Source organism: Streptomyces sp. OZ13, from assembly GCF_052068155.1.
In the GTDB taxonomy this organism is placed as follows: domain Bacteria; phylum Actinomycetota; class Actinomycetes; order Streptomycetales; family Streptomycetaceae; genus Streptomyces.
On record NZ_JBQHCZ010000009.1, the window covers coordinates 1 to 18,329 of the forward strand.

The 18,329-nt window shown below is 71.0% G+C and carries 15 protein-coding genes, 1 tRNA gene and 1 pseudogene; 12 read left to right on the top strand and 5 right to left on the bottom strand.

All coding sequences use genetic code 11. The features are described 5' to 3' along the window. Window positions 1-51 precede the first annotated feature (51 nt). From ACTMTU_RS20520 to ACTMTU_RS20530, 3 genes and pseudogenes are all read right to left on the bottom strand, one after another. A pseudogene (locus tag ACTMTU_RS20520) lies at window positions 52-237 on the bottom strand (THUMP-like domain-containing protein); the annotation flags it as partial. A gap of 69 nt (window positions 238-306) precedes the next feature. Then, a complete protein-coding gene (locus ACTMTU_RS20525) occupies window positions 307-3,069 on the bottom strand; it encodes an SUKH-4 family immunity protein (protein ID WP_441264956.1) in 2,763 nt (920 codons plus the stop codon). 7 nt (window positions 3,070-3,076) lie between these two features. Then, window positions 3,077-4,090 carry an SMI1/KNR4 family protein gene (locus ACTMTU_RS20530; RefSeq protein WP_441264957.1) on the bottom strand — a complete coding sequence of 338 codons (1,014 nt, stop codon included), beginning with the start codon at window positions 4,088-4,090 and terminating at the stop codon, window positions 3,077-3,079. Window positions 4,091-4,321: 231 nt separating this feature from the next. Here ACTMTU_RS20530 and ACTMTU_RS20535 point away from each other — a divergent pair, with 231 nt between their 5' ends. Both ACTMTU_RS20535 and ACTMTU_RS20540 read left to right on the top strand, forming a co-directional pair. Then, window positions 4,322-4,828: a YwqJ-related putative deaminase gene (locus ACTMTU_RS20535; RefSeq protein WP_037774454.1), complete on the top strand. Its 507-nt coding sequence runs from the start codon at window positions 4,322-4,324 to the stop codon at window positions 4,826-4,828. A 10-nt stretch (window positions 4,829-4,838) separates the two neighbouring features. Then, on the top strand, window positions 4,839-5,330 hold the full coding sequence (locus ACTMTU_RS20540) for an SUKH-3 domain-containing protein (RefSeq protein ID WP_441264958.1): 492 nt from the start codon (window positions 4,839-4,841) through the stop codon (window positions 5,328-5,330). Window positions 5,331-5,466: 136 nt separating this feature from the next. Here the strand turns inward: ACTMTU_RS20540 and ACTMTU_RS20545 are convergent, their stop codons facing one another. After that, complete coding sequence (locus tag ACTMTU_RS20545) at window positions 5,467-6,789, bottom strand: sensor histidine kinase (protein WP_441264959.1); 1,323 nt, start codon at window positions 6,787-6,789, stop codon at window positions 5,467-5,469. A gap of 291 nt (window positions 6,790-7,080) precedes the next feature. Here ACTMTU_RS20545 and ACTMTU_RS20550 point away from each other — a divergent pair. The 8 genes from ACTMTU_RS20550 to ACTMTU_RS20585 all read left to right on the top strand — a co-directional run bounded on the left by ACTMTU_RS20550 (window position 7,081) and on the right by ACTMTU_RS20585 (window position 13,521). After that, a tRNA-Gln gene (locus ACTMTU_RS20550) sits at window positions 7,081-7,152 on the top strand. A 110-nt stretch (window positions 7,153-7,262) separates the two neighbouring features. Continuing rightward, window positions 7,263-8,711, top strand: coding sequence for a bifunctional UDP-N-acetylglucosamine diphosphorylase/glucosamine-1-phosphate N-acetyltransferase GlmU (gene glmU / locus ACTMTU_RS20555; protein ID WP_441264960.1), 1,449 nt, complete (start codon window positions 7,263-7,265; stop codon window positions 8,709-8,711). 124 nt (window positions 8,712-8,835) lie between these two features. Further along, window positions 8,836-9,813 (top strand): ribose-phosphate diphosphokinase, encoded by a 978-nt coding sequence (locus ACTMTU_RS20560; RefSeq protein ID WP_441264961.1) that lies wholly within the window; start codon window positions 8,836-8,838, stop codon window positions 9,811-9,813. A 258-nt stretch (window positions 9,814-10,071) separates the two neighbouring features. Beyond that, window positions 10,072-10,668, top strand: coding sequence for a 50S ribosomal protein L25/general stress protein Ctc (locus tag ACTMTU_RS20565; protein ID WP_441264962.1), 597 nt, complete (start codon window positions 10,072-10,074; stop codon window positions 10,666-10,668). A 106-nt stretch (window positions 10,669-10,774) separates the two neighbouring features. Beyond that, window positions 10,775-11,368 carry an aminoacyl-tRNA hydrolase gene (gene pth / locus ACTMTU_RS20570; RefSeq protein ID WP_441264963.1) on the top strand — a complete coding sequence of 198 codons (594 nt, stop codon included), beginning with the start codon at window positions 10,775-10,777 and terminating at the stop codon, window positions 11,366-11,368. A 308-nt stretch (window positions 11,369-11,676) separates the two neighbouring features. After that, on the top strand, window positions 11,677-11,904 hold the full coding sequence (locus ACTMTU_RS20575) for a hypothetical protein (protein WP_441264964.1): 228 nt from the start codon (window positions 11,677-11,679) through the stop codon (window positions 11,902-11,904). Between the two features lie 179 nt (window positions 11,905-12,083). Continuing rightward, window positions 12,084-12,554, top strand: a complete 471-nt coding sequence (locus ACTMTU_RS20580; protein ID WP_441264965.1) for a hypothetical protein — start codon at window positions 12,084-12,086, stop codon at window positions 12,552-12,554. A 220-nt stretch (window positions 12,555-12,774) separates the two neighbouring features. Further along, the gene (locus tag ACTMTU_RS20585; RefSeq protein WP_441264966.1) at window positions 12,775-13,521 is read left to right on the top strand and encodes an LPXTG cell wall anchor domain-containing protein; all 747 of its coding nucleotides are present in this window, start codon (window positions 12,775-12,777) and stop codon (window positions 13,519-13,521) included. Between the two features lie 110 nt (window positions 13,522-13,631). Here ACTMTU_RS20585 and ppc read toward each other — a convergent pair whose 3' ends face one another. Then, window positions 13,632-16,361 carry a phosphoenolpyruvate carboxylase gene (gene ppc / locus ACTMTU_RS20590; RefSeq protein WP_441264967.1) on the bottom strand — a complete coding sequence of 910 codons (2,730 nt, stop codon included), beginning with the start codon at window positions 16,359-16,361 and terminating at the stop codon, window positions 13,632-13,634. Between the two features lie 216 nt (window positions 16,362-16,577). Here ppc and ACTMTU_RS20595 point away from each other — a divergent pair, with 216 nt between their 5' ends. Next, window positions 16,578-17,582, top strand: coding sequence for an acyl-CoA desaturase (locus ACTMTU_RS20595; protein WP_441264968.1), 1,005 nt, complete (start codon window positions 16,578-16,580; stop codon window positions 17,580-17,582). Beyond that, complete coding sequence (locus tag ACTMTU_RS20600) at window positions 17,579-18,268, top strand: TetR family transcriptional regulator (RefSeq protein WP_441264969.1); 690 nt, start codon at window positions 17,579-17,581, stop codon at window positions 18,266-18,268. Before ACTMTU_RS20595 ends, ACTMTU_RS20600 begins: the two co-directional genes overlap by 4 nt. Window positions 18,269-18,329: the final 61 nt, after the last annotated feature.

Below are 18,329 nucleotides of genomic sequence, written 5' to 3' on the forward strand. Positions count from 1 at the left end.
CGCCCGCTGACAGCAAGGACTTTGCAAAGGCAGAGGCGAATGTGATGTCCGCTACACCGGCCGGCCGATCAGCATCGCCGGCGCCCCCGCCACCCGCGTCAGGAAGACCGTCGCCGCGTTCGGCCCCTGCGGCTTCACCTTACGGCGGGCTTCCTCGGTTTCCACTGCGCTGTGGGGCTACTTCACCACCAGCGCTTTGACTTCACGTTCGCACAGTAGAGCCTTCAACTTCGATAGCCCCAAGGAAGGTTCGTCGAGGGGTGGTGTGTCCGGCCCGTACCGGCCGGACATCACCGGAAAACCGGCCTACAGCAGGCCGTCCCACATCTGCTCGAGGAGGACCGACCACCAGCTCTCCGGCGACGACAGCGCCGCCGGGTCCAGGGCCGCCAGTTGGGCCTGGAAGTCGACCGTCCAGCGGCCCGCCTGCTCCGGGGTGAGGCCGAAGCGCAGCCGCCACATACGGCCGAGCAGCGCCAGGCAGCGCACGAATTCGGGCAGGCCCGTGTTCACGAACTGCGGGGCCACGGGCTGGCCGCCCGGGCCGGACTCCACCGGCACCGCCACGATGTGGGCCGTGCCGTACTGGACGCAGATCGCCCGGCCGAAGTCGCTGCCGATCACCAGGTACGAACCGGCGTCGGACGCCGGCTGCACCTGGCGCTGCGCGGCGAGCTCCGCCAGCGTCGGCACCACCGGCTGGGCCGGCTGCGCCCAGAAGAACGGGTTGAAGTCGCCCGGCAGGCCCGCCCACACCAGGGTCGCCGCCACGATCTCCGGCACTCCCTGACGCGACACGGCCCGCTGGTCGAACCGGCACAGCCCTTGCGGCCCGAACGCACCCGCCAGCTCCTGCGCCACACCCTCCGGCGGGATCGGCGGCGCCGGCGGCACCTGCGGCAGTGGGGCGCGCACCGGCGCGGGACGGGCGGGACCGTCCGCGACCTGGTGCAACTCACCCTGGTGGACGAGCAGTTGCCGCATCCCCTGCTGACGCGAGGCGTGGTCCCTGCCGTACGGGGCGATCGACGTGATCCGCGCCTGCGGCCATGTCTCCCGGATCATCCGCGCGCAGTACGCACCCGGCAGCTCGCACGACTCCAGCTCCGTGTGCAGTTCCAGCACCTGCTGCGGCGGCACGTTCATCGCGCGCAGCTCGTGCAGGATCTGCCACTCCGGGTGCGGGGTGCCCGGCGCGGAGCGGCGGATCAGCTGGGCTTCCGACCCGTCGGGGGCGCGGTAGCGCAGGACGGCCTGGTAGCCGGGGCCGACCGTCGGCACGCCGGTGGGCTGCTGGGGGTAGCCGTACGGCGGACGACCGCCGCCCATCGGAGGCTGCGGCGCGTTCGGCACCGGGCCGGGGGCGCCGGGAGGACCGGGCGGACCCGGAGGCTGCGCAGCCCCCGGACCCATCTGCGCGGGACCGGCCAGCATCGTCGCGGCCTGATGCACCCCACCGCCGGGCGGCGGCGTAGAACCAGGAGGCGGCGTAGAACCGGGAGGCGGCGGCGAGCCGGGCGGGCCGGGCGGCTGCGGAGCCCCCGGACCCATCTGACTCGGATCGGCCAGCATCGTCGCCGCGTGATGCACCCCACCACCGGGCGGCGGCGTCGAACCGGGAGGCGCGGGCGGACCGGGAGGCGGCGGCGTGGAGCCCGGCGGCCTCGGCGCACCGGGCGGACCCGGAGGCTGAGGAGCCCCCGGACCCATCTGCGCGGGACCGGCCAGCATCGTCGCGGCCTGATGCACCCCGCCGGCGGGCGGCGGCGTCGAACCAGGAGGCGCAGGCGGACCGGGAGGACCGGGAGGCTGCGGACCCTCGGGGCCGAGCTGCGAGACGAGTTGGGTCGGCAGGTAGCCGCCCGCCGGGGCGCCGGGCGCGCCCGGACCCGACGGCGGCGGCGTCGCGCCGGCGGCCGGCCGTGCGCCGGGCGTGCCGGGAGCACCGGGCGGCGGCGGGGTCGTCGAGCCCGTACCACCACGCGCACCGCGCGGCGGCAGGACGGCCTTGCTCGTCGCCGCGTCCGCGATGTCGGCGGCACCGGCTCCCGGAGCGGGCGGCGGCGTCTGGTGCGACGGCTGCGGCGGCTCCGACTGCGGCTGCGCGCCCAGTCCCGGCACGATCGCGGTCCTCGGCAGCTGACTCCCGCCCGACATCAGCGCCGTGGGCGCGTCGGCCGCGACAGGCGGCGGTGTGCTGCTGTCGTCCAGCGACACCGGCGGCGCGAACACGGTGGCCGGCAACGGCACCGACGCGTCGTCAGGACCCGCGGAACTGGTGTCCGTCCAGCCGGTGCCGCCGGACGGCGTGGCAGGCACCCCGTCGGACGCCGTCGGCTCGTAGTCGGCCGCCCCGGCACTCGGCCACGCGGATCCGCCCCGCGAGACGTCCGCGCCCGGCGACGAACCGGCCTCCGGCCAGCCGGACCCCGCCGAGGACGACGCGGAAGCAGCGGAGGAAGAAGAGGACGAGGAGGCGGACGAGGGCGTCGAAGACAGCGACGAGGCAGCCGAACTGCCCGTCGCCTGCGACGCGTTGCCGCCGATCGAACCCCGGCCGTCGGACGTCCCGGCAGCGGGGGCCGACGACGCGTCCACACCGGAGGCGGGAGCAGCGGCGGCAGCAGCGGACGCCGCCGGAGGCGCGGGCTCGGCCGGAGCCGAGGAGTCCGACGACGAACGCCGGTCGGGGACACCCATCCTGTCCGCCGCGTCCTGGAGCCACTCTGGCGGGCTCAACAGGAACGACGTCTGGTTCAGATCTATCCGCTGCGGCGCTTCCGGCGCCGGAGCCTGCGAGGCGTCCTGGGCGCCTCCGTACTCCTCCTCGTACCGGCGGATCACCTCACCGACCGGCAGCCCCGGCCACAGCGTCGCCTCACCGCTGTCCCTGGCGATCACCAGCCGCTGGCGGCCGCCGTCGGAACGGGCCCCCTGCTCGCGGTCCTCCGCCCACACGACGAATCCGAGGTCGAACTCGCGGACCCGCACCTCACGGTGCTGGTACGCGGGCACGTCGCCGTTGACCCACTCCTCGGCGCGCTCCTGCGCCTGCGCGAAAGTCACCACCGGTCGATCACCCCTCGCCCGAAACGGGAACGGCACGCGCGAAGCCGCCGTCCACCATCAGATTCGCCACGGTCTCCAGCTCCGGCGGATTGCCCGCGAGCCGCTGCAGGAACGCGTCGAAGTCCTCGCCGCAGGGCAGCAGCAGCCTCTCCACGCGCTCCTGCACGTTCCACCCGTCCTGGTCGCGTGCGTCGTCGTACGCGCAGAACCACACCGAACCGATGTCCGTGCCCCGCACCTTCAGCGCGAGGATCCCGCCCTGGACGAACGCGACGCCCAGATAGTCCTTGGTCAGATGGTCCCGCAGGCACTTGTTGACGTACACCAGGTCGTTGACCGCGGCCTCTTCGCGCACCGTGAAGAACGGCTGGTCCACCAGCAGACCCAGCTCCGCGTCGAGCGCCGCGCCGACCGGCGCGGAACCGCCCGCCGCCTTGAGGAAGGAGCGGTACGCGCCGGGCAGGCGGTAACCGAGATCCTCCTCGACGTGCCGCAACTGCTGCTCGCTCACCGACACGGCGCCCTTCGGCAGGCCGAAGTGGGCGGGCCGCGTCTCCTGGAGCGGGCGCGTGCCCCGCTTGGAGTGGTCCACGGCCGCCGTCGTCAGACCGCCGTGATGCCGCAGCAGGGCCTTCACCTCGACGGGCACGAGCTCCAGCCGCCGCGAGTTCGGTACGTGGTGCCACGTCCAGCCGTGGGGCGTCGCGACCGCCGGGACGGTGTCCCACAGGGGGTGCCCGTGCGCGGCCAGAGCGGCGTTCGCGGAGACGAAGTCCGTGAGGCGCAACTCGTCCACGCCGAAACCCTCAGGAGGCTCGGCGATCTCCGCGGCCGCGCGGGCGTACGGCGAGAAGTCCGGATATCCCCCGTCGTCGACCCGCACCCCTCTGGGGTGACGGGAGGCACGGACCGGGTCCGGGAAGTGCACGACCTGCCCGGCGTAGGCCGCATTCGGTGGCGCGGTACCCGCACCGGCCCCGGGGCCCGTAGCTGCCCCCAGGCCTTGCCGACCTGTCGTCATGGCGTTCTGCCCCCTGCTGGCTTCTGGCTGGTTCAGCACAGCCTAAGCGGTGCGGCAATAGTGGCTGCCGGGCCTCCGGTTCCGTAACGAAGAGTCACTTTCGAGTGACCCAAAGACCATGCGACGACACCACGGCGACACGTTTCAGCTACCCAGCTTCCTTACCAGCCACCCCATTTGGCAGGCTGTCTACCGCACCACGGGGGAGTGCACGGGAGGGACGGCAGCACCATGCACACAGCGCAACCAAGCACATCAGGTGATCCACGCCTCAGTTGGAGCGCCGACGGGTCCGGGCGAGCGCCCGGACTGCGGCACCGCCGTGACGGAATCCTGCCCGCCGTGGCGGCCGCACTCTCCGTACGCGGCGAGACCCTCACCTGCACGGCCGGGAAGGGCGACCAGCCGCCGGTCCTCCACCCACTCGTACAGGATTTCCTCGACACCCTCACGAGCGGCCAGCGCGAACGCTTCACCGGACGCTGCCCGGAGGCGATCCTGCTGTCTCGCCATCTGACCGCCGCGGAGACCCAGCGCTCCAAGCGCGCCCAGCGCAAGCCCCTCACCCATGGCGAGGCCCGGCGCGCGCTCAAGCACGCCAAGCTCACCGCACGTCGCATCCGCGAGGACGGCGACCCCCTGCACGGCAGCTACGCCCCGCCCTGCCGGTCGTGCACCGCGATGCTCGACCACTTCGGCGTACGCCCCGTCGCCCCGACCGCACCCGAGAACGGCTGAACCGCGACTGATGCCCGACCACCTCAGCACCACCCGCTTCCCCGTCGCCGTCGACGCCGCGCTGCGCGATGCGGGCTGGCAGCCAGGCCGCTGGGACATCAAGCAGGCCGAGCACTGGGCGGACACCCTGCGCGCACACGTCTCGCCGGCCGGCCATCAGCACACGGTCTTCCCTGCCGCCGTGGAGGCATGGGCGGAGTTCGGCGGGCTCACCGTCGTCGCGCCCGGGCCGGGACGGCAGCACGCGCCCGCGCCGCTGCGTTTCGACCCGCTCGAAGGCCTCCACCTGGCACGCACCCTGGCCGACCTCGGCCGGGCCCTCGACACCGAGATCTCGCCGCTCGGCATGGAGGGCGACCAGCAGGCGGTGCTCGCCATGGACATGGAAGGCCGGGTCTACAGCATCGACCACACCGGCGACTGGTATCTCGGCGCCGACATCGACCAGGCACTGACCACCCTCGTCACCGGCGTCCAGCCGACCCGGCTCACCCCGGGCTGAGCCGCGACCCGGAATCCACCGGTACCAGGGACTGACGGCACACCCGGGCCCGGCGGCCCGGACAGGCGGCGCGCGACCGGGGCCCGGGGCCCCGCTCACCGCAGGCTTTCCGCCCGGCCGGTTCCCGGGGCCATAGTCAACGCAGGCTGACCTCAGCCCGGTCGGGCAGTACCGCCGACACCCGGAAGCCCCCCGCGTCCGTCGGCCCCGACACGAACACCCCGCCCAGCGCGGTCACCCGCTCCCGCATACCCACCAGACCGTTGCCGCCGCTCGGCAGCCCGGCGTCCGCCGCGCCACCCGCCGCGTCCGGGGCGCCGTTCTCCACCTGCATCGCGACCTCCTCGTCGCGATGCGCCAGCCGCACCATCACCTTGGCGCCCGCCGCATGCTTGTGGACGTTGGTCAGCGCCTCCTGGATCACCCGGTACGCCGTCTGCTCCACCTCGGGCGGATACACCCGTACGTCCCCCTGCACGGCGAGCTCCACCACCATGCCCGCCTGCCGCGACTGGCCCACGAGCACCTCGATGTCCGCGATGCACGGCCCGTCCTCCGCGGCGGCAGCGGCGGCGGCCGCAGCCGCCGCGCCCACCGCGGCCAGCGGCGGCACGTCCGCCTGCGCCCTCACCCGGCTCTCGCCGGAACGCAGCACCCCGAGCATCTCCCGCAACTCCGTCAGCGCCTGCCGGCCCATGTCCCCCACCAGCGCCGCGTTCTTCACGGCCTTCTGCGGGTCCTTCAACGCCACCGCCTGCAACGCCGCCGCGTGCACCACCATCAGACTCACCCGATGGGCCACCACGTCGTGCATCTCACGCGCGATGCGGGTCCGCTCCTCCTGACGCGCCCACTGCGCCCGCTGCTCCGCCCGGTCGGCCAGCAGCGACAGCTCCTGCTCCAGGCTGTCCGCCCGCTCCCGCAGACTCTCCATGAGCCGCCGACGGGCCCCTATGTAGAGGCCGAGCAGCACCGGAGGGGCCGTCAGCCCGAGAGACATGAAGACGGCCATCAACGGTACGTACGGTGCGCTGTAGTCCCCCGCCTCCACGTCCTGCCGTACGCGCACGAACGTCACGATGAACGTCGCGGACAGGGCCATCCCCGCCAGCGTCGCCGTGATCCGCCGCGGCACGTCGGAGGCGGCGAGCGTGTACAGCCCGACGAGCCCCATCAGAAAGCCCATCTCGGCCGGCGTGGTCGCGATGGACACCAGGACGACGGCGATCGGCCACCGACGTCTCAGCACCAGCACGGACCCGACCGCCAGCCCGAACAGCACGCCCAACGGCACGGGCAGCGCGGCCTGATCCGCGAACCCCACACCTTGTAGCGCGCACTCGACGGCGGAGGCGACGGCAAGTCCCACGTCCAGCACGGCACTGCGCCGCCGTCTCCACCACAGCGGACCCCGGGCGGTCGAACCCGAGGCCTCCTGCTGTGCCCCCGTTGTGGTCATGTGTTCCAGCCTACGGGCGGGTGCGAGTCATTTTCACGGGAGCACGACAGCATCCAGCGAGCTCGCTTCCGAGGAGGAATGCTCCAGATCCGCTCGAACTGGTGAATCGACCAGAGTTTCGACCCGGACGTCCGCATTCCGGATGACGATCACCGTCACTCGCGAGCGGATGCGCGTCCACGCCACCCGGGAGCACCGACCTTTACCGTCGCACAGAGGGCACTTGGTACGGCATAGTGTTGGGTGCCCAAACAGGCGCCTGGCCATTTCGTCCGGTTCAGTCGCCTTTGGTCCCCTGTGGTGTAATTGGCAGCACTGAGGCTTTTGGTGCCTTATGTCCGGGTTCGAGTCCTGGCGGGGGAGCTGTTCGCCTTCGGGTCCTGGCCTACCGGTCGGGACCCGTGCTCGTTTCCGGCCCGAAACCCCCCGGTATCCTTCGGATGTCCCACCACCCGAAGCCGAAGGGCATTCCCGTGAGCGCCAATCGCCCGGCAGCCGTCGTCGTCCTCGCAGCGGGTGAGGGCACCCGCATGAAGTCGAAGACTCCCAAGGTCCTGCACGAAATCGCCGGACGTTCGCTCGTCGGACACGTCGTGTCCGCGGCACGTGAGCTCGGCCCCGAGCAGCTCGTGGTGGTCGTCGGGCACGCACGGGAGCAGGTAGAGGCGCACCTCGGGGAGCACTACGCGGGCACCCGTACCGCCTTCCAGGCCGAGCAGAACGGCACCGGGCATGCCGTGCGGATGGGACTCGAGGAGCTCGGCGGCCGCCCTGAAGGGACCGTCGTCGTCGTGTGCGGCGACACCCCGCTGCTCTCCGGCGCCACCCTCTCCGCGCTGGCCGCGACGCACTCCGCCGACGGCAACGCCGTGACCGTGCTGACCGCCGAGGTGCCGGACTCCACCGGCTACGGACGCATCGTGCGGGACGCCGCCACCGGCACCGTGACCGCGATCGTCGAGCACAAGGACGCCACCGGCGAGCAGCGCGCGATCCGTGAGATCAACTCCGGTGTGTTCGCGTTCGACGGGCAGCTCCTCGCCGACGCCCTGACGAAGGTGCGGACGGACAACAGCCAGGGCGAGGAGTACCTGACCGACGTGCTCGGGATCCTGCGCGAGGCGGGCCACCGGGTCGGCGCGTCCGTGGCCGGCGACCACCGCGAGATCCTCGGCATCAACAACCGGGTACAGCTGGCGGAGGCCCGCAAGCTGATGAACGAGCGGCTGCTGGAGCAGGCCATGATGGCCGGCGTCACGGTCGTGGACCCGGCTTCGGTGATCGTCGACGTGACGGTGACGTTCGAGCCGGACTCGGTGGTGCACCCCGGTACGCAGCTGCTGGGCACCACGCACATCGCGGAGGGCGCGGAGGTCGGTCCGAACTCGCGTCTGACGAACACGATCGTGCGTGCGGGCGCCCGGGTGGACAACACGGTGGCGGATTCGGCCACCGTGGGCGAGGGCGCCTCGGTGGGCCCGTTCGCCTACCTGCGGCCCGGCACCCGTCTCGGCGTGAAGGCCAAGGCGGGCACGTTCGTCGAGATGAAGAACTCGTCGATCGGTGAGGGCACGAAGGTGCCGCACCTGTCGTACGTTGGCGACGCGACGATCGGCGAGTACACGAACATCGGCGCCGCGAGCGTCTTCGTGAACTACGACGGGGAGTCGAAGCACCACACGACGATCGGGTCGCACTGCAAGACGGGCTCGGACAACATGTTTGTGGCTCCTGTCACGGTCGGGGACGGTGCTTACACCGCCGCGGGCTCCGTGATCACGAAGGATGTGCCGGCGGGTTCGCTGGCCGTCGCCCGCGGCCAGCAGCGGAATATCGAGGGTTGGGTGGCTCGCAAGCGCCCCGGAAGCGCGGCCGCCCAGGCTGCCGCGGCGGCAACGGAACAGGTCGCCGAGGAGAACTGACCGAAAACGGCTGCGTCGAACTCGGCGTACCGTGATACGTGCACACAAAATTCGGCTGGCTCGCGTCCAGGACCCTGGTGCCCTGACCTCCGCGACCAGAGAACACGTCTGAGGAGACAGTGCTGTGACCGGGATCAAGACGACCGGCGAGAAGAAGCTGATGCTCTTCTCCGGCCGCGCCCACCCCGAGCTGGCCGAGGAGGTTGCACACCAGTTGGGTGTGGGCCTCGTCCCGACGAAGGCTTTCGACTTCGCCAACGGCGAGATCTACGTCCGCTTCCAGGAGTCCGCCCGTGGTGCGGACTGCTTCCTGATCCAGAGCCACACGGCGCCCATCAACAAGTGGATCATGGAGCAGTTGATCATGATCGACGCTCTGAAGCGGGCCTCCGCCCGGAGCATCACCGTGATCATCCCGTCCTACGGCTACGCCCGTCAGGACAAGAAGCACCGCGGCCGTGAGCCGATCTCGGCCCGTCTGATCGCGGACATGCTGAAGTGCGCGGGTGCCCACCGCATCCTCACGGTGGACCTCCACACGGACCAGATCCAGGGTTTCTTCGACGGCCCCGTGGACCACCTGTCGGCGCTGCCGGTGCTCGCCGACTACGTGGGCGCCAAGGTCGACCGCAACAAGCTGACGATCGTCTCCCCGGACGCCGGCCGTGTGCGTGTGGCCGACCGCTGGTGCGACCGACTGGACGCGCCGCTGGCGATCGTCCACAAGCGCCGCGACAAGGACGTCGCCAACCAGGTGACCGTCCACGAGGTCGTCGGTGAGGTCGAGGGCCGCGTCTGCGTGCTGGTCGACGACATGATCGACACGGGTGGCACGATCTGCGCCGCGGCGGACGCGCTCTTCGCGCACGGCGCGGAGGACGTGATCGTGACGGCGACGCACGGCATCCTGTCCGGGCCGGCGGCGGACCGCCTGAAGAACTCGAAGGTGAGCGAGTTCGTCCTGACGAACACGCTGCCGACCCCCGGCGAACTGGAGCTCGACAAGATCAAGGTGCTGTCGATCGCGCCGACGATCGCCCGTGCCGTGCGCGAGGTCTTCGAGGACGGCTCCGTGACGAGCCTCTTCGAGGAGCAGGCGTGACGGACGGACGCGACGGCCGGCCGTAACGGCCAGGCGTAACGTTCCGCAAGGGCCGCCCCGCATTGCGCGGGGCGGCCCTTGCGCATGCCGGAGTGATCCACTTTGGGCTTGAGGGAGCGTGCTGGGTAGACTGCTGAAGTTGCTCGGCGAGGGAGGCCGCACTTTCGTGCGGCGGTCCGTTATCGACGCGCTCTTCGTAGCAGGCCTGTCGTGGCCGGGTGACCGCCACCAGATTTCTGCTCAATACGAGGAGTGCACATGTCCGAGGTGAAGCTCACCGCCGAGCGCCGTTCCGAGTTCGGCAAGGGCGCTGCCCGCCGTATCCGCCGCGACAACAAGGTCCCCGGCGTCCTCTACGGTCACGGCACCGACCCGGTCCACGTCACGCTGCCGGGCCACGAGCTGCTGCTCGCCCTGCGCACCCCGAACGTCCTGATCTCCCTGGACCTCGGTGGCTCGAACGAGCTGGCCATCCCGAAGGCCGTGCAGCGCGACCCGCTGAAGGGCTTCCTGGAGCACGTCGACCTGCTGCTCGTGAAGCGCGGCGAGAAGGTCAGCGTCGACATCCCGGTCCACACCGAGGGTGACCTGGCGCCGGGCGCCTTCCTGGTCGAGCACGTGCTGAACGCCCTGCCGGTCGAGGCCGAGGCCACCCACATCCCCGAGTCCGTCTCGGTCTCCATCGAGGGCCTGTCCGCCGGTGACTCCGTCCTGGCCAAGGACATCACCCTGCCCAAGGGCACCACGCTGACGGTCGAGGACGACACCGTCGTCCTGCAGGTCCTGGCCGCGCAGGCCGAGGAGCCGGCCGCCGAGGGCGCCGAGGCCGCGGGCGAAGAGGCTGCCGAGGCCTGAGCCGTAAGCTCTTCCCGAGCTTGACGACTGTTGACGGGGTGGCGGGCTGCGGCCCGCCACCCCGTTCCCCTGTTCACGGCCATCTCTACGAGGAGACGCAGCACAGATGTCCGACACGAACGCGCCTTGGCTGATCGTCGGTCTCGGCAATCCCGGGCCCGGGTACGCGGCGAACCGCCACAACGTCGGCTTCATGGTGGCGGACCTGCTGGCGGAGCGCATCGGTGGCTCGTTCAAGCGCGCCCAGAAGGCTCAGGCGCAGGTGCTGGAGGGCCGGATCGGGGCTCCGGGGCCGTCGAACCGGCGGGTGATCCTTGCCAAGCCGATGTCGTACATGAATCTGTCCGGCGGCCCGGTGACGGCGCTGCGTGACTTCTACAAGGTGCCGACGGCGAACATCGTCGCCATCCACGACGAGCTGGACATCGACTTCGGCACGCTGCGGCTGAAGCTGGGCGGCGGGGACAACGGGCACAACGGTCTGAAGTCCATGACCAAGGCGATGGGCCCGGACTACCACCGGGTGCGCTTCGGCATCGGCCGGCCGCCCGGGCGGATGCAGGTGGCGGACTTCGTCCTGAAGGACTTCTCCTCGGCGGAGCGCAAGGAACTCGACTACTTCGTGGACCGTGCGGCCGACGCGGTGGAGTGCCTGGTGATCGACGGCCTGGAGCGGGCGCAGGGGACCTACAACTCCTGACCTGATCAAGGCTCCGGGTCCGGCGTGGGCTGCTGACCGTCGCGGCGCTCTCCCGCCACTGGGGTGCGGGTGTCACGCCAGGTCCCGTGCCGTGCAAGAAGGTTCATGTGGATATCGACTTGCTGCCGTGATCGTCGCCACCGGGTCGCGGATCCCCGCGAGGCGGCGGAGCACGACGCAAAGTCACTGAAAACGCTGTCCGCCGCGCGCGGGATGTACCGGAAGCCATTGCCGAGCCCATCGTCGAACTCACCGCACAGGGCCTGGGCAACCGCCCGGCCGCAGATCAGTGGAGGAATCTGGTGGCCGTGGATCTTTCTTTCTACACGTCTCCGCTCTCCGAGGAGATCCGGGACGAGGGCCGCGCGGAGAGCCTCGCGGATGCCATCCTTCTCGTCCTGCAGCAGCGGGGCCTCGACGTCCCCGACGAGGCCCGCGAGCGGGTCGCCACCTGCAACGACACGCAGCTGATGCGCACGTGGCTCGCCCGCGCGGTGACTGCCGCTTCCGCCGAGGCGATCTTCAGGCAGGAGTAGCAGCGGACTTCGGTGACCGCCTCCATGCGCTCCTCCCGGCGGGCACACGACCCGGTACCGATGAGCCGCTGCCCGGTCGTGCGGGGCGCGTGCCTCGGCCCGCGTCCGGGCGTCGCGCGGCCTGTCCCCGACCAGCCGGAGTTGACCCGGCGTAGCCCCATGGCCAAGGATCGCGGCCCATGAAGCGGAACTCCTCCGGCCGGATACTGGTCCACGCACGCAACGCGGCGATGGCGCTCGTCGCCCTCCTGCTGCTGGTCGCAGGTTTCTGGTCGTCCTGGGGCACTGCCCAGCACATCCTGCTCTCCAAGGGCCGTGAGCACGGCACGCTCACCGTCTCCCGGTGCGACGACGACACCTGCACGGGCGCCTACACGCCCCAGGACCCGGCGCCCGACCGCGCGAACGTGACGATCGAGAAGTCCGTCGCGGTGAAGAAGGGCGTCACGCTGGCCGTCGTCCTGAAGCCCGGCACGGTCGAGGCGGTACGCACGGGCCCGGCCGGCGGTCTGTACGCGTGGGTGCCCCTGGGCGGGGCGCTGCTGCTCGCGGCCCTGGTGATCGGCGGCGGACTGCGGCTGACACGGCTCGCTTGGGGTGCGGCGGGTGTGGGCGGGGCGATGCTGCTGGCGTCGTTCCTGGCGCTCTGACGGTCCGGGCCCCGTACGGAGGCATCGGGCGGGCAGCTTCCCGGTTCGGGCCCGGTAGCGGAACGGTGCATTCACCCGATCGTTATCAGGACTATCGGGATGAGGGTGAACTCATGGTATGTATGCGGCACTTCGCCTCTTGACTGGTTCCCCGGTTCACAGGACGCTGAGCCGCCACCTCCCACGGCCCCTCCACTTCACCTGCCCCAGAGGTATCTCAATGCCCATTCTCAGGACCCGCTGGGCGGCCGCAGCGCTTCCCGCGGCGGCTTCTCTGCTCCTCGTCGCAGGCGCTGCTCCGGCGCTCGCCACCGGCAGCGACCCGTACACCGTGGAGCTGCGTCAGCCGCTTCCGCGTACCGCCACCACGCAGGACGGGGCAGCTCCGCAGGAGGACAACTGCCCCGGTGTCCCGGACGGCAAGGACGGCTGGCACTTCGTGCTGCCCGGCAACGAGTCGGTCTTCGTCAAGCTGACGGTGACGTTCGAGCCCGGCGGGCAGCAGGTCCTCACCTCGTTCGGCCCGCCCTCCGACAAGCACGCCTACGTCGCCTCGGAGCCGGGGGCCACGCTCACCGCTGTCACCGCCGAGGTCAAGGGCGGCGATCTGAAGAAGTTCAACCTCTCGCACACCTGCCCGGCGCAGGGGTCCGGTCCGGGCGAGCCGAGCGACAAGCCGTCCGACAAGCCGAGCGACAAGCCCGGCGAGGAGCCCAGCGGCAAGCCGTCCGACAAGCCCGGCGAGGAGCCGAGCAGCACGCCGGGCGCGCCCGACGCGTCGAGCCCGGCCGCCTCCGCGCCCGCCGGCAGCGACGGTTCCGCGCCGTCCGCCGACGACGCGGCCGGTGACCTGGCGGAGACGGGCAACGGCGCGCCGATCGGCGCGCTCGCGGCCGCTGCCGCGGCCCTCGTCGCCACCGGCGGCTACCTGCTGGCGCGGCGCCGCACGGCCGGCCGTCAGCACTGAGTGGACGGCACCGTGAACGACGGTGCCTGAACGACGGTGCCTGAACGACGGTGCCCCCGCCGGCCGCTGCACGTCAGCGGCTGGCGGGGGCACCTTCATGTCACCCGGCGTCAGCCGGTGTTGCGCAGGCCCGCCGCGACGCCATTGACCGTCAGCAGCAGGGCACGGGCCAGCAACGGGTCCGCCTCCTCGCCGCGTTCGGCCGCGTCGCGCTGACGCTTGAGCAGCGCCACCTGGAGGTAGGAGATCGGGTCCAGATAGGCGTCCCTGATGGCGAACGTCTGCTGGAGCACGGGGTTGGAGCCGAGCAGTTCGTCGTTGCCCGTCACCTTCAGCACCTCGCTGACGGTGAGCGCGTGCTCGGCCTCGATGGCCTCGAAGACATGCTTCAGGTTCTCCGGCACCAGCGTGTCGACGTAGTGGCGGGCGATCCGCAGGTCCGTCTTGGCCAGCGTCATCTCCACGTTGGCGATGAAGTTGCGGAAGAAGTGCCAGTTGCCGTGCATCTCCGCGAGCACGGTGTCCAGACCGGCCTCGCGCAGCGCCTTGAGGCCGGAGCCGACACCGAACCAGCCCGGCACGATCTGCCGCGACTGCGTCCAGCCGAACACCCACGGGATGGCCCGCAGTCCGTCGAGGCCGGCGCCGGAGTCGGGGCGGCGCGAGGGCCGCGAGCCGAGGTGCAGTTCGGCGAGCTGGTCGACGGGGGTGGCGGCGAAGAAGTACGCCGGCAGGTCCGGGTCCTCGACGAGCCTGCGGTAGGCGGCGTGCGCGGCGTCGGAGACGGTGTCCATGGCCGCGTCCCAGCGCGACAGCGCCTCGTCGGACTGGCGGGGCGCCGTGTGCAGGGCGGAGGCCTGGAGCGTGGCGGCGACCGTCAGTTCGAGGTTCTCCCTGGCCAGGGACGGGATCAGATACTTGTCGGAGATGACCTCGCCCTGCTCGGTCACCTTGATCTCGCCCTCGAGCGTGCCCCAGGGCTGCGCGAGGATCGCGTCGTGGGAGGGGCCGCCACCGCGGCCGACGGTGCCGCCGCGGCCGTGGAAGAGGCGCAGCCGCACGCCGTGGCGGTGGGCGACGTCACGCAGCCTGCGCTGGGCGCGGTGGATCTCCCACTGGCTGGTGGTGATGCCGCCGAACTTGGAGGAGTCGGAGTAGCCGAGCATGACCTCCTGGACGTCGCCGCGCAGCGAGACGAGCCGCCGGTAGGAGGGGTCGGCGAGCATGCCCTCGAGGATGACGTCCGCGGCCTTCAGCTCGTCGGTGGTCTCCAGCAGCGGCACGATGCCGATCTTGGCCCAGCCGGCGTGCAGGTCGATCAGACCGGCCTCGCGGGCGAGGACCGCCGCGGCGAACACGTCGTCCGCGCCCTGGCACATCGAGATGATGTACGACTCGATGACCTCGGGGCCGAACCGCTCGAAGGCCTCCTTGACCGTGTGGAAGACGCCGAGGGTCTTCTGTCCCGCGGCGTCCAGCGGTGCCGGGGTGGGCGCGAGGGGCCGCCGGGAGCGGAGCTCCTTGGCGAGCAGCTTCTGCCGGTAGTCGCGCGGCATGTCCGCGTACCGCCACGACTCCTCGCCCAGCCGGTCGAACAGCTGGCCGAGGGCGTGGTGGTGGGCGTCGGCATGCTCGCGGACGTCCATGGTGGCGAGCTGGAGGCCGAACGCGGAGAGGGTGCGGATGACCCGGTCCATGCGGCCGTCGGCGAAGAGCCCGCCGCGGTGCTCGCGCAGCGAGGTCTGGATGAGGGTGAGGTCGCTGATCAGCTCGGCGGTGCCGAGGTAGTCGCGGCCCTCTTCGTGCGGGGTGCCCTTGGCGAGGCGCTCGCGGGTGTTGACGAGCTTCTGGCGGATGCAGGTGGCCTTGAGCCGGTAGGGCTCCTCCGCGTTGAGGCGCTTGTAGCGGGGGCTGATCTCGGGCAGCCGCTCGAGGTCCGTCTGCAGGGAGGCGAGCAGTTCCTCGGTCGCCCCGGCGTAGCGGATGGAGTTGGACAGCAGTCCACGCAGGTAGTCGATGACCTCGATGGCGTCGGTGATGCCGTGCTCGTGCTGGAGGATCAGCACGTCCCAGGTGACGGCGGGCGTGACGTTGGGGTTGCCGTCGCGGTCGCCGCCGATCCAGGTGCCGAAGGTGAGCGGCCGGGTGCCGGGCGGCAGCTCGACGCCGACGCGCTCCAGCTCGGCGGCGAGGTCCTCGAGGACGTCGCCGACGGCGCCCGCGTGCAGTTCGTCGAGGTAGTAGATGGCGTTGCGCGCCTCGTCCGCGGGCTCCGGGCGGACGACGCGCAGCTCGTCGGTCTGCCAGATCAGGTCGATGCTCTCGGCGAGGCGCAGGTCGTGGCGGCGCCGGTCGGAGGCGATGACCGGGGTTTCCAGCAGCTCGGCGATGCGGCGGAGCTTGTTGAGCACGGAGCGCCGGGCGGCCTCGGTCGGGTGCGCGGTGAACACCGGCCGCACGTTGAGGTTCCTGACGGTCTCGCGTACGTGCTCGGGGTCGCCGTCCTTGAGCATGTCGGCGGTGCGGGCCAGCAGGCCGCCCTCGGCGGCGCGGCGCTCGCGCATCTCGTGGCCGCGGTGCACCTGCTCGGTGACGTTGGCCAGGTGGAAGTACGTGGAGAAGGCGCGGACCAGCTTGGCCGCGGTCTCCAGGTCGGTGTCGCCCAGCAGCTCGGCGGCGGCCTCACCGTCGGTGCGTGTCAGGGCGCGGACCCGCTCGACGAGGTCGAGAAGCTCCGGGCCCTCCTGGCGGACGAGGGTCTCGCCCAGAAGATCGCCCAGTCGGCGGATGTCGGCACGCAGTTCTGCACTGGCGGTGGGGGTCTGGTCGGCACTGCTCACAGGTGCGGCTCCTTGCAGTGTTTGAGCACGTCTGGAGGGGTACTGGAGGCTTGCGGACCGCGCTGTCCGACGCCATCCAGGATAGGTGGCCGTTTTCCCGGCGTTGTCCACAGGTCTCTTGCCGCGCCGCCGTGCACTGCCATACTTACGTCGCCGTAGGTTACGGATCCGTAGCCAGGCGTCCGTCCCCTCCCTCCCCACCCCCAGGGAACCCTCATGACCACAAGCCCTGATCTGCTGGACGACGTAGCCGGCACTCCGGACTCCCCTCTCCCCTCGGCCACCCGGGGCGGAGACAGCAAGCGGTCGATCGAGCAGATCACTCTGCTCCTGTTCATCACGGTCCCGTTCCTCGCGCTCCTGGCGGCGGTGCCGCTGGCCTGGGGCTGGGGCGTGAGCTGGCTCGACATCGGCCTGCTGGTGGCCATGTACTACATCGGCTGCCACGGCATCACCATCGGCTTCCACCGCTACTTCACCCACGGCTCGTTCAAGGCGAAGCGGCCGCTCCGCATCGCCCTGGCGATCATGGGTTCGCTGGCGGTCGAGGGACCGCTGGTGCGCTGGGTGGCCGACCACCGCAAGCACCACAGGTTCTCGGACGCCGAGGGCGACCCGCACTCCCCGTGGCGGTTCGGCGAGACCGTCCCGGCGCTGATGAAGGGCCTGTGGTGGGCGCACATCGGCTGGATGTTCGACGAGGAGCAGACGCCGCAGCACAAGTACGCACCGGATCTGATCAAGGACCCGGTGCTCCGCCGGATCTCGCGCGACTTCATCTACTGGACCATCCTGTCGCTGGCGATCCCGCCCCTGGTCGGCGGCCTGGTGACGATGTCGTGGTGGGGCGCGTTCACCGCCTTCTTCTGGGGCTCACTGGTCCGTGTGGCGCTGCTGCACCATGTGACCTGGTCGATCAACTCCATCTGCCACGCCGTGGGCAAGCGCCCCTTCAAGTCCCGCGACCGCTCGGGCAACGTGTGGTGGCTGGCGGTGCTGTCCTGCGGTGAGTCGTGGCACAACCTGCACCACGCCGATCCGACGAGCGCGCGGCACGGCGTGCTGCGCGGCCAGGTCGACTCCAGCGCACGGCTGATCCGCTGGTTCGAGAAGGCCGGCTGGGCCTACGACGTGCGCTGGCCGCAGCAGTCCCGTCTCGACGCCCGCCGCGACGACTCCGACGAAGCCCGCCGCAAGGGCGATGCCGTAAACGCGGCATGATTGACATCGTGGCGAGTGACGGAAGTATCGGCAGTCCGGACAAGACCAGGGCGTCGGGCGGCAGGCGCGCCCGACGGGTACGCATGACCGGCGCGGAGCGCCGTGAGCAGTTGTTGGACATCGGCCGCACCCTTTTCGCGGAGAAGGGCTTCGAGGGCACGTCCGTCGAGGAGATCGCGGCCAAGGCGGGGGTGTCCAAGCCGGTCGTGTACGAGCACTTCGGCGGCAAGGAGGGGCTCTACGCGGTCGTGGTGGACCGCGAGATGCGCCAGTTGCTCGACATGGTGACGGGGGCGCTGACCGCCGGGCATCCGCGTGAGCTGCTGGAGCAGGCGGCCTTCGCGCTGCTGGACTACATCGAGGCGTACACGGACGGTTTCCGCATCCTGGTGCGTGATTCGCCCGTCGCCCAGTCGACGGGCACGTTCGCCTCCCTCATCAGCGACATCGCCACCCAGGTCGAGGACATCCTGGGCATGGAGTTCAAGAACCGCGGTTTCGACCCCAAGCTGGCCCCGCTGTACGCGCAGGCGCTGGTCGGCATGGTTGCCCTCACGGGCCAGTGGTGGCTCGACGCGCGCCGTCCGAAGAAGGCCGAGGTGGCGGCGCATCTGGTGAATCTGGCGTGGCACGGGCTCGACGGTCTGGAGCAGAAGCCGAGGCTGATAGGCCATCGCAAGAACTGACCCGTTTTCCCGTACATCCCTCCACCCCTGTTGATCGTCTAAGCAGTGCCACGGCCCCGGA

What these genes read in the sequence shown, in the direction of transcription:
- ACTMTU_RS20580 (WP_441264965.1), top strand. Translation starts at nt 12,084, where the DNA reads ATGAAGCGGAACTCCTCCGGCCGGATACTGGTCCACGCACGCAACGCG.
- ACTMTU_RS20545 (WP_441264959.1), bottom strand. Translation starts at nt 6,789, where the DNA reads ATGACCACAACGGGGGCACAGCAGGAGGCCTCGGGTTCGACCGCCCGG.
- pth (WP_441264963.1), top strand. Translation starts at nt 10,775, where the DNA reads ATGTCCGACACGAACGCGCCTTGGCTGATCGTCGGTCTCGGCAATCCC.
- ACTMTU_RS20600 (WP_441264969.1), top strand. Translation starts at nt 17,579, where the DNA reads ATGATTGACATCGTGGCGAGTGACGGAAGTATCGGCAGTCCGGACAAG.
- ACTMTU_RS20535 (WP_037774454.1), top strand. Translation starts at nt 4,322, where the DNA reads ATGCACACAGCGCAACCAAGCACATCAGGTGATCCACGCCTCAGTTGG.
- ACTMTU_RS20530 (WP_441264957.1), bottom strand. Translation starts at nt 4,090, where the DNA reads ATGACGACAGGTCGGCAAGGCCTGGGGGCAGCTACGGGCCCCGGGGCC.
- ACTMTU_RS20595 (WP_441264968.1), top strand. Translation starts at nt 16,578, where the DNA reads ATGACCACAAGCCCTGATCTGCTGGACGACGTAGCCGGCACTCCGGAC.
- ACTMTU_RS20540 (WP_441264958.1), top strand. Translation starts at nt 4,839, where the DNA reads ATGCCCGACCACCTCAGCACCACCCGCTTCCCCGTCGCCGTCGACGCC.
- ACTMTU_RS20585 (WP_441264966.1), top strand. Translation starts at nt 12,775, where the DNA reads ATGCCCATTCTCAGGACCCGCTGGGCGGCCGCAGCGCTTCCCGCGGCG.
- ACTMTU_RS20565 (WP_441264962.1), top strand. Translation starts at nt 10,072, where the DNA reads ATGTCCGAGGTGAAGCTCACCGCCGAGCGCCGTTCCGAGTTCGGCAAG.